Raw genomic sequence first — 13,476 nt, forward strand, 5'->3', positions numbered from 1 at the left:
TTTATTTGAAATTACCGTCAATGATCAAAGGCTGGTTAAACCCTCGCCATATTGATGATAACCAGCCCGAGCGTTTATTGATTAATTATCGGGCAACTAATGATGCACATTATTTAAATTTGTTAGTTGCCCAGTTTAATCAAGCCTTATATCACTATGTTTTAAGCCAATCGGATCGTCAGTTGGCGGAAGATGTTATTCAAACCACTTGGTTAAAAGTGATGAAGTCTGCGGCTAGTTATCAGGCTAAAACCAGTGTTAAAAACTGGTTGTTTAGTATTGCCCGTAATACCTTAATTGATGAATTAAGGCGATGTAATCGTTGGCAATGGCAAGAGTTATCGGATGATCTGCCTGAGCCGCTAGTGGCAAGTAATGCGACACCTGACAAAATATATGCCGAACAAAGTCGTTTATCGGCTTTTAACCAATTAGTTGATGCGTTGCCTTTTTATCAACGAGAAGCCTTTATTTTTCAACAAGAAGGTTTTTCATTAGCTGAAATTTGTCAGCTGACCGATGCAAGCTTTGAAACCGTAAAAAGTAGAATTCGTTATGCTAAACAACGTCTTAAAAGTCAATTGGAGTTAACAAATGAATGCCGATAAATCGGATGAAGTACTTAATAAACTTTATCAACAACGAAAAAGTACGGTTGTGGCACCGGATATTCATTTACCGGTACGAAATAGTGACAGAAAAGCAAAAGGCACTTGGGCTAGATTAACCGTGGCTTTATTGGGCGGTGGTTTGGCTTCGTTTGGTATTTTGGCAGTGATCAGCCAGTTAGCAAAATCACCAGTACCTGAACACTCTCCACAGCCGCCAATAACGCGTAATAACCCTGTGGAATATCAGCCTGATGACTTAAATGAATTACAAGCACAAGCGGTGGAACAAGCACTTGAAAAAATAACTAAGAGCTTGCCGGAAGTACCTAAAACCCCTGAGCGTACTGCTAATACGTTAGATTTGGCGATCACCGACTTCCCAACGATTTCAACTGAGATCTTAAATGAGCATTTAATTTTAACCATCAAGCAACCGGCGATTAACCTAACGTTAAATTATAAAGTACTGCCGGAATTCCCAAATTCAGCACTGGAAAACCAGCGTTCAGGTTTTGTGAAGTTATCTTACCAAGTGACAGAGCAAGGTACGGTTGAAAATATTAAGCTGCTTGATGGTAGTCATTATCGTGTTTTTCAACAATCAGCGATAAATGCTTTAGCGCAGTGGCGTTATACCGCTAAAGAAGCTAGCAATAAAGACAAGGCCACAGCTGAACACCTTGTTAAAGCAAAAGAAAATAATACTGAATATGAAATCGTGTTTGAATTTATCACGGCCAATTAACCTGATAGAATTCATTGTCTTTTTTAATAGGTGAATAAGTAAATGAAAATTTGGGTTGATGCTGACGCTTGTCCAGTAGTTATTAAAGAAGTGATCTTTCGCGCTGCTGAGCGAACTAAAGTGGCTACTGTGTTGGTGGCTAACCATAGTATGCGTATTCCTAAATCGGCTTATATCCGTTTTATGCAAGTAGCGTCTGGCTTTGATATTGCTGATGATGAAATTGTTAAACAGGTACAGCAAGGTGATTTGGTGATCACCTCAGATATTCCCTTAGCGTCAGAAGTTATTGATAAGCAAGCGATAGCGTTAAGCCCTCGTGGTGAGTTAATGACGGCAAATAATATTAAAGCACGCTTAAACATTCGTGACTTTATGGATACTATGCGGGCTAGCGGTGTTGATACCGGCGGACCTGCTAAAATCAGCCAACATGACCGCCAACAGTTTGCTAATCATCTTGATACAATTTTGCAAAAGTATCAGGCAGCAAATAAATAACTTGCTAAGTAGAACAATACCTTTGGCGCTTAAATCAAACATTAACTTCAACCTAATAACCACTGACCTTTATTATGCTTAAAAATATTTTTTCGATCTTTAGCCATTTTTTATACTTAGGCTGTATCAGTTTTGGTGGTCCAGCGGCTCATTTAGGTTATTTTCAGCGTTATTTTATTGAAAAACATCAATGGCTTGATCTCCCAAGTTATAGTCGTATGGTAGCATTAAGCCAGTTTTTACCCGGGCCAGCATCTAGTCAGGTAGGATTTTCAATTGGTTATCATAGAGCAGGCTTATTCGGTGCTATCGCCGCTTTTATTGGTTTTACCTTACCCTCATTTGTGTTGTTATTTTTATTAGCGGTCGCTGGGGTGCATTTTGCTGACTCTACTAGCTTTATTGGCGCTGTTTATGGCTTAAAGTTATTAGCGGTGGTTATTGTTGGTGATGCGGTGATTTCGATGGCAAAAGTTTTTTGCCAAAATAAAACAACCAAATTAATTGCCTTAGCAACGTTAATTGTTACGCTGTTATTGGCTACTTTAACGGCACAACTATTACTGTTAATTGCTGCCGGTATTATCGGTATTTTGACTTTTGAAGCGTCTGATAATGCCAAAGTATCTTCGGTAAATTCAGTAGCACATTCAAATACTCAAGGGTTAAATAAAATCGCATTAATGTTATTTTTAGCTTTGTTTGTTGCCTTGCCTTTGTTGCCAATACAAGGGCAGGTGTTGAGTTTATTTAATAGTTTTTATCAAGCGGGTAGCTTGGTGTTTGGCGGTGGTCACGTGGTACTGCCCATGTTACAACAAACCTTAACTGAGCCAGTTAGCGCTGATACTTTTATTTTAGGTTATGCTTCTGCACAAGCGGTACCTGGGCCTATGTTTACCTTAGCAACCTTTTTAGGGGCGAATATATTAATAGAAGCGCCTTTATTAGGGGCATTGATTGCAACAAGTGCAATTTTTTTACCAGGCTTTTTATTAATTTTAGCCTTGCAGGGTGTTTGGCAAAAATGGGTTTATCAGCCAAAGGTCGCGGGTTTTGTCATGGGTGTGAATGCGGCGGTGGTGGGCTTATTAGCGGCAGCGTTTTACCAGCCGATAGCAGTGAACGCGATTTATAGTGTATTAGATATTGTTTGGGTAACGATAGGTTTTGTTTTATTAAAGGTTTATCGATTACCCATTTTAGCTATTGTGGCGTGTTTTATTGCACTCGGCTTGATTATGACTCAGGTTAATTAAGCGGAGACTACCGCTTTAGCCCTTATATACTCTTGAGGCTTCAAGCTTATTGCTTCCAGCTTAAATTATGGATAATCTGTCACTAAGATCATCACAATAAAGAAGGCGATGATCACGGCATTAAAAATTAAAATATGGATAAAGCCTTTCATGCCATCTTTTAAGCTATAGCCTTTGCTATAAAGATAAAGCCACCAAATGGCGCACATTAACAGGGGCAGTAAAAAAAATAATCTGATCATTGTTTTTCCATTATATTGTTATCGGAATTTTCGTTTACTTTTATATTATCTGACCATGGTGCAACTTTTAATAACATCACCATGCCAGGGATCGCTAAGGCGGTACAAACAAAATAAAATGATGTCCAGCCAATTTGCTCAACAATTACGCCGGTTGTAGCATTAGCAAAGGTTCTTGGTAACGCCGTTAATGCCGTAAATAAGGCAAATTGTGTTGCTGCAAAAGCAGGGTTGGTTGCTCGAGCAATAAAAGCGGTAAATGCTGCGGTACCTAAACCAACTCCCAAATATTCAAATCCCATGGTTATAGCTAAAGCATAGGTGTTATGGCCGATTTCTGCGAGTGCGGCAAAGCCTAATATACTAACAATTTGCACAACGCCAAATAACCATAATGCGCGATTAATACTTAGCTTTATCATCACTAAACCACCAACAATTAAACCTATGGTCATCGCGATGAGTGAAGCGGTTTTAGCAACTACCCCTATTTCAGTTTTACTAAAGCCTAAATCAATAAAAAACGGCGTTTGTAAGGCTGTTGCCATACTATCGCCTAATTTATACAGGAATAAAAAGGCTAATATTTGTAACGCGGATTTTACTCCTTTGCGTGAAATAAAATCTTTGAAAGGCAAAACAACCGCATCTTGTAAAGTTTTTGGTGTGATATGTTCGTTATTAATTTCTTTAATAAATAAGGTTAAGCCAACCCCAACTAACATAAACACAGCGACAATAATGAAAACGCTTTGCCATGCCATATGGTCCGCTAAAATAAAGGCTAATGAACCAGGTACAAGCCCAGATAAACGATAAGCTTGCACATGAATAGAATTACCTAAACCTAATTCATGCTCGGCTAATAATTCTCGGCGATAAGCATCCAGCACTATGTCTTGGCTGGCGCTAAAAAAGGCAACTGCGGCGGCTAAATAAGCAACCGACCAAATATCCATAACCGGATTAATAAAACCAAACGCGGCGATTGAAAGTAAAAGCAGGACTTGGGTGAGTAACATCCAACTTCTGCGCCGACCAAATACAGGCAATGAATATCTATCTAATAAGGGTGACCAGATAAACTTCCATACATAGGGAATACCAATTAATGAAAACAAGCCGATTTCGGTTAAGCTGACACCTTCATCGCGTAACCAACCAGGAACTAATTGATAAAGCACAAATAACGGTAAGCCGGAGCTAAAACCGGTAAAAATGCAAATCAACATACGCTTGTTGAAAATGGCTTCTTTAAAACTAGGAGAGTGCATGGATGACATTATGCCTATAACGGAAAGTGTATACAGCTATTAGGCTAACAAAAATAGAATCAAAACAGAAGTTTATTAAATTAAATGATAGATTACGGAATAGGTCGCCAGCCGATACAGTCAATTGGGTAACTACCAATACCGTTAAAAAAATCTAAGCAGGTATTAATTTCAGATTTAAAAAATAGATCCGTATGCAAGGCTTGTGAACCGTGTAATTGAATTTCATGAATAATATGCCAAAAGACACGTTCTTTAGCGCTACCGGGGGTTTCATCGGTAATATTATAGGTGGTCCATTCTTCCATTGTATCGATAATAAATTTATCCAGTTCAATGTAATGCAATCGTTCATTGAAAACGGCATTAATATAAGCCGTGATCTGAATGATTTTTTCATTAATGAACTGATCTACTACCATAAGGGTTCTCAAATAAAAGGGCAGTTAATGGAAAATGTAAGTTAATTGTAATGATGCATGAGTAACTGCCTACTCACCTTTAGTTATTGACGATAAGCGGATAAATGTCAAAGTAAGATAGGGATTAATAGTTAACAAAATGTAAATAAACCAGCCTGTTTAATTAATCCCTGAAAATAATTATTTATTTTTTATTAGCTTACTCAGCAGGTAAAAGAGTTACTTTTTTTAAAATAATTTTTTCAACGGGGACATCTTCCCAGCCTAATTCACTGTTATAGTCGGTTTTTACCTCGGCCATTTTAGCAATCACGTCTTCTCCTTCAACAATAGCGCCAAATACCGCGTAGCCCCACTGACGGCCAGGATTAAGGCTGTCGTTGTCTGCAACATTAAAGAAAAACTGACGGTTAGCCGTATGTGGTCTGCTTTCTTTGGCCATGGCTATAGTACCTTTGTCATTTTTAAGACCATTGCCTGACTCGTTAATAATGTCACCATTAATTTTTTTTACACTGTAGTTTTCATCATAACCACCGCCTTGCACAATAAAATCAGATAAAACACGGTGAAAAATTGTATTGTTGTATTCGCCACTGACGACATAAGTTAAAAAGTTATCAACGGTGATCGGCGCTTTAATACGGTCTAATTCAACAATAATATCTCCCATGGTTGTTTCAAATTTTACTTTAGGAAATAGGTTGTTTGGGTCAATTGCGATATTTTTTGCGCTACTGAAAAAAGCGGCGCTCACAAAAAGTAATGTAATGAATAGAGAAGTTAACTGTTTTATTTTGTTCATTGTTATTTCACCAAGTTTTGAATTTCTACGTCATTCACCAATTTACTTAATGCTTTGGTGAGTTGTTGATTAAAATCACGACCTAACACGGCTAAATCTGGTGATAAAGGGCCATTACTACTGCCCGATTGTCGGAAGTTCTTCGTTAAAATTTGCTCACCATTGCGCATAGTCACGGCAAATTCAATTTGAGTTTTAGTACTGTATTTTAACACGGTTTGATCGACATTAATGATCGCAGAAACGAGCTTGATTTCTAATTGATTACTCGATTGTGAATTAAACGTTAAGCCTTGTTTAGCATATTGTTCAACTAAACTTGTTTTCATCACTTTTGCTAAATCTGTCTGGCTGTTAACTAAAACCGCCGCTTTATCTTTTTGCATAATTTGCACTATGTGTGCACTTGTGCGTAAGTCTTGTACCGCTAAGTTGATCGTTTTATTGTTATATTTGGTCTGATTGACAAAGCCCATCATATCGGGGGCGACAATAATATGGCTAGGTGTTGTGGTACAGGCGAATAAAGCCAATGTTAAGCAAAAGGTTAATACTTGTTTTATCTTCATGGGTAAACTCATTTAGTTATTTTTAATTGCGGATAACACAACAAACTTTTTATTACTGCTAATGGTTTGTGCGTTGCCAAAAATACGTTGTAATTTAACATGGTAAGCTAAATTTCGATTCCCAATAATACGTAATTCACCGCCTTTTTTTAATACGCGATAAGCATCATTAAACATTTGCCAAGCGATATGATCGGTGGTGGCTTGTAATTGATGAAAGGGCGGGTTACATAAAATAACATCGATGCTGTTGTTGTCGATTTTAGTTAAACAATCGTCAACCATGTACTGGCATTGCTTAGCATACGGCAAATTACTTTCAATGTTTTGTTGTGCTGAAGCCACCGCCATATATGATTCATCAATAAAGCGTAGGCTTATTTGAGGCTCTTGGGTTAATGCGGTTAAGCCAACTACGCCATTACCACAGCCTAAATCAATTACCTCTTGGTTTGGCTGTAAATCAGGTAAGTGCTCGAGAAAAAAACGGGCGCCTAAATCTAATTTCTCTCGGGCAAAAACATTGGCATGATTGGTGATGATAAAGTTGGTATTTTCCAATGGCCAACTGTTTGGAAAAAGATCAGAGTAACTAATTTTATCTTTTAATGGCTGCTCAAGCTGGCAAAAAACCAAACGTGATTTTTTCACCGCTAATGACGTTTTTGTTGTGCCTAGGTATTTTTCAAATACTTTTAACGTTGAACTGTGAATATCTTTCGCTTTTGCGCCGGCAACAAAATTGACAGTTGAACAATATTTTTGGCCAATTTTTAATAATTGTTCCGTTAATAACGCTTTGCTTTTCGGGATCTTATAAATGATTAAATCAACATCATCTGGCAAGTCATCAAGGCTAGTTAAATAAGCTACGTGTTCGGCGTCAAGGTTATTTATTTCAATATTGTGCTTTAAACCTTGATGGCTAAGGTAAGAATCACTTACGGTTGCAATAGGGTTAGCTAAATAATTAATCGCAATAGCGCCAAAGGTATCGTTAAAAATCAGAATCTTAGTGCTAGAGTTAATAAGGGCTTCTTGTTCAAGATAATTAAAAAAGTATTCATCAGTAGCGTCCCAAGCTTGCAAACTGCGGGTAACTTGGGCGTGAGGAAAACGCTCTAAATGTAAATTTTTATCGTTCGCAAAAAATGGACTTAACATAAGGTAAAATAATGTCTCAAATGATTTTTTAAAATAGCGCCAAGCTACCGTGCAACGATAGAATGAAGCGATAATTGGGTTAAACGCCGCTATTTTGTCAAACTTGGCTGGTAACGGCTAGGTAAAATATTGCTTTATTTTACTTGGCGGTTGATTTAATCGGATAAAGTAAGAGAAAAACATGAAAATAGCCGCTAACAATGCTGAACTTTGGTTATTTCCTAATTTTATTAAATTAGGACAAAGTCAGGCGTTGTTTCACTATTTGCAGTCAACCGTTGCTTGGCGGCAAGATCAGTTAACAATGTATGGCAAACTTATTGATATTCCCCGGTTACAAGCATGGTTTGGTGATGCTGAGGCTAGTTATAGTTATTCGGGCTTAACCTTAAAGCCACAACCTTGGTTACCGGCATTAGCAAAGTTGAAAACGACTTTGTCAGAGCAATGCCAAGCGGTGTTAGCTGAAAGTGGCCATGCTAGCCAGCTTAATTTTAATTCGGCCTTAGCTAATTTATATCGTGATAACCAAGATGGCGTGGCTTGGCATAGTGATGATGAACCTGAGTTAGGGGCTAACCCAGTTATCGCTTCAGTGTCTTTAGGTGCAAGTCGTGAATTCAATATGAAACATAAGGTTAGCGGTGAAAAACTTACCATTCCATTAACGTCTGGAAGCTTGCTGTTGATGGCCGGTGAAACTCAGCGTTATTGGCAACACGCTATTTTACGCTCTAAAAAAGGGAGTGCGCCGAGAATTAATTTAACTTTTCGGCAATTCTTTTCGTTAAAATAACGTTAACACTTTTTATACCTTAGCTAATGATGCGATAATAGCGTGATATTTTACGTTAATGGGCTAAAACTCGTTCGTAAGGTAAATTTTTCCGATTAGTAAATATTTTTATCCATGGCCAGTATTATGACAATTCAAGCAATTATTGAAGAAAAACTACAACAAGCGTTTTCACCATTACATTTAGAAGTGATCAATGAGAGTCACAACCATAATGTGCCTAGTGGTAGTGAATCACATTTTAAAGTGATCATGGCAAGTAAAGCGTTTGATGGTAAGCGATTATTGCAACGTCATCGGGCTGTTAATGGTATTTTATCTGTTGAGATAGCAGAGCACATTCATGCGTTAGCTTTACATACTTATACCGAAACGGAGTGGCAAGAAAAATACGCTGATAATGTACCGCAATCGCCAAAATGTATGGGTGGTTCAAAGCGTTAATATTACGGTGTCGTTATCCTTTTAAAAAAATAATAATAAAATTAATAGGTTTGTTAAATCTTTATGATAGAAAATTCTCCCCTTTTTAAGCTGCATGTTTGGCTAGAAAACTTCACCGAAAAAACCGGTAAGCTCATTGCTTGGTTAACCTTAATTATGGTGCTGCTTAGTTTTTTGATTGTACTATTGCGGTATGGCTTTAATATCGGCTCCATTGCTTTACAAGAAAGTATATTGTACTTACATGCTACCGTTTTTATGTTGGGTGCTGCTTATACCTTAAAAGCGGATGGTCACGTTCGAGTAGATATTTTTTATCAAAAAATGTCGTTAAAAAACAAAGCAAAAGTTGATTTTTTTGGCAGCTTAATTTTGTTATTACCGGTTAGTGTTTTTATTTTTTGTATTTGTTTTGACTACGTCAGTCAGTCTTGGGCTATTAGCGAACAATCTTCAGAAGCCGGTGGCTTAGCTTTTGTTTATCTTAATAAAAGTTTATTACTGATGTTACCTATTTTACTGATTTTACAAGCACTGGCTGAAATGATTCAGCAAGTGTTTATTCTTAAAGGTTATCAGCCAAATCAAACGCTGCCAAACGGAGGGCAAATATAATGGAATTTATCCCGTTATTAATGTTTGCTGTTGTTTGTATCGTTTTATTATTTGGTTATCCGGTGGCGTTTTCGCTGGCGGGTACAGCGTTAATTTTTGCTGGTATTGGTAGTTATTTTGATATTTTTGAAGCGGCTTTTTTAAGTGCTTTACCAAGCCGTTTATATGGCGTGATGAATAATCAAACTTTGTTAGCCGTGCCGCTGTTTGTTTTTATGGGGGCGATGTTAGAGCGCTCAAAAATTGCGGAAAACTTATTGAATGCGATGGCAATACTATTTGGCCGCTTTAATGGTGGTTTAGGTATCTCAGTAACGCTTGTTGGTATGTTATTAGCTGCAAGTACCGGCATTGTTGGTGCTACTGTCGTGACTATGGGGTTGTTGTCTTTGCCAACCATGATCAAGCGAGGTTACGATGCTAAGTTTGCCTCAGGCATTATTTGTGCAACCGGTACCTTAGGGCAAATTATTCCGCCCTCTATCGCCTTAGTTTTATTGGGGGATGTGTTATCGAGTGCGTATCAAAAAGCACAGTTATCAATGGGAATTTTTAGTCCTAAAACCATTTCTGTCGGGGACTTATTTGCTGGCGCTGTTATACCAGGTTTGATTTTAGTGATGATGTATATTTTGTACTGTATTGGTGTAGCTATTGTTAAGCCGTCGTCAGTACCTAGTGTCCCACGCAGTGAAATGTTGTCAGAAAAACAAAATCAACAACCCGTATGGTTAATGTTATTAGGTGCTTTGTTACCGCCTATTTTATTAATGGTGGCTGTATTAGGATCTATTTTATTAGGTTTCGCTACGCCAACTGAGGCGGCAGGTGTTGGTGCTATGGGCGCATTAATCTTAGCGGCAGCCCAAAAGCAGCTTTCTATCGACAATATTAAAGCGGTAACGCAAACCACGGTAAAAATCACCTCTATGGTCTTTATGATTTTAATTGGTGCGAGTTTATTTTCTTTAGTTTTTCGTGGTTATGGCGGTGAAGAGTTAGTTCAGCAATTATTTGAAGGTATGCCAGGCGGGGTTGTTGGCGCCACGTTAATTGTTATGTTGGTGATCTTTTTATTAGGTTTTATTCTCGATTTTATTGAAATTACCTTTGTGGTTGTGCCAATTGTTGCCCCGATTTTATTAGCCATGGGGCTTGATCCTATTTGGTTAGGTATTATGATAGCGGTCAATTTACAAACCTCGTTTTTAACGCCGCCGTTTGGTTTTGCGTTATTTTATTTGCGAGGTGTTGCGCCTAAGTCAGTGAAAACCAGTGATATCTATAAAGGGGTTGTGCCTTTTATTGGTATTCAAATTATTTTATTAGGTGCGTTAGCTTTATGGCCAGAGCTAACAACTTGGTTACCGGAACAAATTTACGGAAATAAATAACTTAAATTAGGGGCTGTTGAGCTTTGTTTATATTTTCAGCTTTGATTAAAACGATTTTATCTCTCAGCTGAATTATTAAACAAAGATCAACAGACCCTAGGTTAAAAATAATAATTAGGATCAATTATTCATGAACACTTTTGTTTTATTAAATACAGTTAAAAATCGAATAAAAGCAGGTTTAGTGCTTGTTAGTGCTATTTTGTTAACCAGTTGTGGGGAAACAACGTGCTCTGATGATTCAGTGGCAGCGGCAGATGCAAAAACTTATCAATGGAAAATGGTTACCTCTTGGCCAAAAAACTTTCCTGGCTTAGGGTTAACGCCGGAAAAGTTTGCGCAATATGTTAATGATATGAGTAATGGCCGTTTAACGGTGAAAGTTTATGGTGCGGGTGAAATTGTGCCGGGCTTACAAGTATTTGATGCGGTATCACAAGGCACCGTTCAAATGGGGCACAGTGGTGCCTATTATTGGAAAGGTAAAATACCAGCAGCCCCTATTTTTAGTGCTATTCCGTTTGGCATGACCTCATCAGAATTTAATGCTTGGATGAGCTACGGTGGCGGCCAAGAATTATGGCAAGAATTATACAAACCGTTTGGTATTATCCCAATGTTAGGTGGTAACTCAGGCGGGCAATTTGCGGGTTGGTTTAAAAAAGAAATTAACAGCATAGATGATCTTCAAGGTTTAAAAATGCGTTTACCGGGCTTAGGTGGTGAAGTATTAAAACGTGCCGGTGGTGTGCCAGTAACCATTACTGGTGGTGAAATATTTTCAGCACTACAAAGTGGTGCCTTAGACGCCTCTGAATGGGTTGGTCCTTACAATGATTTAGCTTTTGGTTTTCATCAAGCAGCAGAATATTATTATTCAACAATTTGGCATGAGCCAGGTACGGCATTAGAGTTTTTAATTAACGAAAAAGCGTTTAATGAATTACCTGCCGATCTACAGCACATTGTTACAATTGCAGCACAAGCTGCTAATCAATCAACTTTTGATGAATATAATGCCCGTAATAATGCGGCCTTAAAGACTTTAGTGAATGAACATCAAGTTAAATTACGTACGTTTCCTGATGATGTTATCGCTCAGCTAAGAACATTAACTGATGAAGTGATCACCGAACAAGTTGAAGCAGATGAAAGTTTTGCTAAAGTATGGTCGTCATACAGTGAATTTTTAGGCTCGATGCGTGAATACAATCAAATGACAATGCAAGCGTATTATCAAAATAGAAAATAATTATTTATCATTTTTGCTGCTCGTACCTCTTATTGCTAAAAGCAGAGTAAACTAGGCGGCAAAAATACCATTTATCACATGTTAGAAAAGGTTTCTCTTATGGTTATTAAGCCAAAAATTCGTGGTTTTATCTGTACTAATGCACATCCTGTTGGCTGTGAAGCGCATGTTAACGAGCAAATAGCTTACGTTAAAAGTCAAACACAAGCTGATAATAAGCCTAAAAATGTTTTAGTGATTGGTGCTTCTACTGGTTATGGTTTAGCTTCTCGTATCACTGCTGCTTTTGGTAACGGTGCCAGCACTTTGGGGATTTTCTTTGAAAAACCACCAACAGAAAAAAAATGTGCTAGCGCGGGTTGGTACAACACAGCGGCATTTCAAAAAGCGGCTGATGAAGCGGGTCTTTATTCAAAAAGCATTAATGGCGACGCTTTCTCTCATGAGATCAAAGCAAAAGCGATTGAAACAATTAAAGCTGATTTAGGTAAAATTGATTTAGTGATTTACAGCTTAGCATCACCACGTCGTACTGATCCTGATACTGGTGAAGTTTATTCGTCAACGTTAAAGCCTATTGGGCAAAGTGTTACCACGAAAAACTTAAACACCTCAAAACGTATTATTGATGAAGTGTCTGTTGAAGCAGCAAACGAAGCTGAAATTCAAGGCACTATTGACGTTATGGGCGGCGCTGATTGGGAATTATGGATCAAAGCATTGCAAGAAGCGGATGTATTGGCTGAAGGGTTTAAAACTACCGCTTATACCTATATTGGTAAAAAATTAACTTGGCCAATTTATGGTCATGCCACTATAGGTAAAGCTAAAGAAGATTTAGATCGTGCAGCTGGCGCAATCAAAGCATCAACTGCCGCTTTACAAGGTGAAGCGTATGTGACTTCTTTAAATGCAGTGGTGACACAAGCTAGTTCTGCTATTCCAATTATGCCTTTATACATTTCAGCTATGTTCAAAGTTATGAAAGCTGACGGTACATACGAAGGTGTTATTGAGCAAATTCAGGGCTTATTTAAAGAAAACTTATACGGTGAAAATCCACGTTTTGACGAAGCAGGGCGTTTAAGTCAAAACTACAAAGAGCTTGAAGATAGCGTGCAAGATCGAGTAACCGAGATTTGGAATAAAGTATCAACGGAAACCATTGATGAATTAACTGATTATGTTGCTTATCATCGTGAGTTTTTGAAGTTATTTGGCTTTGATGTTGATGGCGTAGATTATGATGCTGACGTTAGCCCGTTAGTTGAAATTAATAATTTACTATAACTTGATATAACTCGATAGTTAACTGATAAAATAAAAGCCTAAATGAAATAAATCATTTAGGCTTTTTTATTGCGCTAATTTTAACTAGCCATT

Annotated in this window: 16 protein-coding genes; 10 read left to right on the forward strand and 6 right to left on the reverse strand. The window is 37.8% G+C overall.

Going from position 1 to position 13,476, the window contains the following annotated elements:
• Positions 1 to 5: 5 nt before the first annotated feature.
• From ACSLUO_RS02585 to chrA, 4 genes are all read left to right on the forward strand, one after another.
• A complete protein-coding gene (locus tag ACSLUO_RS02585) occupies positions 6 to 608 on the forward strand; it encodes an RNA polymerase sigma factor (protein WP_448245919.1) in 603 nt (200 codons plus the stop codon).
• Positions 595 to 1,356, forward strand: a complete 762-nt coding sequence (locus tag ACSLUO_RS02590) for an energy transducer TonB (RefSeq protein ID WP_448245920.1) — start codon at positions 595 to 597, stop codon at positions 1,354 to 1,356. Before ACSLUO_RS02585 ends, ACSLUO_RS02590 begins: the two co-directional genes overlap by 14 nt.
• 42 nt (positions 1,357 to 1,398) lie before the next feature.
• Entirely contained in the window at positions 1,399 to 1,857 is a 459-nt protein-coding gene (locus ACSLUO_RS02595; RefSeq protein ID WP_448245921.1) for a YaiI/YqxD family protein, read from the forward strand.
• A 74-nt stretch (positions 1,858 to 1,931) separates the two neighbouring features.
• Entirely contained in the window at positions 1,932 to 3,116 is a 1,185-nt protein-coding gene (gene chrA, locus ACSLUO_RS02600) for a chromate efflux transporter (protein ID WP_448245922.1), read from the forward strand.
• Between the two features lie 65 nt (positions 3,117 to 3,181).
• On the opposite strand, the gene ACSLUO_RS02605 is transcribed toward chrA, so the two are convergent.
• The 6 genes from ACSLUO_RS02605 to ACSLUO_RS02630 form a co-directional block, all read right to left on the reverse strand.
• Positions 3,182 to 3,358 carry a hypothetical protein gene (locus ACSLUO_RS02605; RefSeq protein WP_448245923.1) on the reverse strand — a complete coding sequence of 59 codons (177 nt, stop codon included), beginning with the start codon at positions 3,356 to 3,358 and terminating at the stop codon, positions 3,182 to 3,184.
• Positions 3,355 to 4,632 (reverse strand): AmpG family muropeptide MFS transporter, encoded by a 1,278-nt coding sequence (locus ACSLUO_RS02610; protein ID WP_448245925.1) that lies wholly within the window; start codon positions 4,630 to 4,632, stop codon positions 3,355 to 3,357. Before ACSLUO_RS02610 ends, ACSLUO_RS02605 begins: the two co-directional genes overlap by 4 nt.
• 92 nt (positions 4,633 to 4,724) lie before the next feature.
• Positions 4,725 to 5,054 carry a hypothetical protein gene (locus ACSLUO_RS02615; RefSeq protein WP_448245926.1) on the reverse strand — a complete coding sequence of 110 codons (330 nt, stop codon included), beginning with the start codon at positions 5,052 to 5,054 and terminating at the stop codon, positions 4,725 to 4,727.
• A gap of 199 nt (positions 5,055 to 5,253) precedes the next feature.
• The gene (locus ACSLUO_RS02620) at positions 5,254 to 5,859 is read right to left on the reverse strand and encodes a peptidylprolyl isomerase (RefSeq protein ID WP_448245928.1); all 606 of its coding nucleotides are present in this window, start codon (positions 5,857 to 5,859) and stop codon (positions 5,254 to 5,256) included.
• A gap of 2 nt (positions 5,860 to 5,861) precedes the next feature.
• Positions 5,862 to 6,428, reverse strand: a complete 567-nt coding sequence (locus ACSLUO_RS02625) for a YajG family lipoprotein (protein WP_448245930.1) — start codon at positions 6,426 to 6,428, stop codon at positions 5,862 to 5,864.
• Between the two features lie 12 nt (positions 6,429 to 6,440).
• The gene (locus tag ACSLUO_RS02630; RefSeq protein WP_448245932.1) at positions 6,441 to 7,592 is read right to left on the reverse strand and encodes a methyltransferase; all 1,152 of its coding nucleotides are present in this window, start codon (positions 7,590 to 7,592) and stop codon (positions 6,441 to 6,443) included.
• A 181-nt stretch (positions 7,593 to 7,773) separates the two neighbouring features.
• Between ACSLUO_RS02630 and ACSLUO_RS02635 the strand changes: the two genes are divergently transcribed.
• From ACSLUO_RS02635 to fabV, 6 genes are all read left to right on the forward strand, one after another.
• Positions 7,774 to 8,388: an alpha-ketoglutarate-dependent dioxygenase AlkB family protein gene (locus tag ACSLUO_RS02635; protein WP_448245933.1), complete on the forward strand. Its 615-nt coding sequence runs from the start codon at positions 7,774 to 7,776 to the stop codon at positions 8,386 to 8,388.
• Positions 8,389 to 8,514: 126 nt separating this feature from the next.
• The gene (locus ACSLUO_RS02640) at positions 8,515 to 8,832 is read left to right on the forward strand and encodes a BolA/IbaG family iron-sulfur metabolism protein (RefSeq protein WP_448245935.1); all 318 of its coding nucleotides are present in this window, start codon (positions 8,515 to 8,517) and stop codon (positions 8,830 to 8,832) included.
• 63 nt (positions 8,833 to 8,895) lie between these two features.
• Entirely contained in the window at positions 8,896 to 9,447 is a 552-nt protein-coding gene (locus tag ACSLUO_RS02645) for a TRAP transporter small permease subunit (protein ID WP_448245937.1), read from the forward strand.
• A complete protein-coding gene (locus ACSLUO_RS02650) occupies positions 9,447 to 10,841 on the forward strand; it encodes a TRAP transporter large permease (protein WP_448245938.1) in 1,395 nt (464 codons plus the stop codon). The genes ACSLUO_RS02645 and ACSLUO_RS02650 overlap by 1 nt, the downstream gene beginning before the upstream one ends.
• A 130-nt stretch (positions 10,842 to 10,971) precedes the next feature.
• Complete coding sequence (locus tag ACSLUO_RS02655) at positions 10,972 to 12,093, forward strand: TRAP transporter substrate-binding protein (protein ID WP_448245940.1); 1,122 nt, start codon at positions 10,972 to 10,974, stop codon at positions 12,091 to 12,093.
• Between the two features lie 99 nt (positions 12,094 to 12,192).
• Positions 12,193 to 13,383 carry an enoyl-ACP reductase FabV gene (gene fabV, locus ACSLUO_RS02660; protein ID WP_448245942.1) on the forward strand — a complete coding sequence of 397 codons (1,191 nt, stop codon included), beginning with the start codon at positions 12,193 to 12,195 and terminating at the stop codon, positions 13,381 to 13,383.
• The last annotated feature ends 93 nt before the right edge of the window (positions 13,384 to 13,476 follow it).

This window comes from Thalassotalea agariperforans, assembly GCF_053470345.1.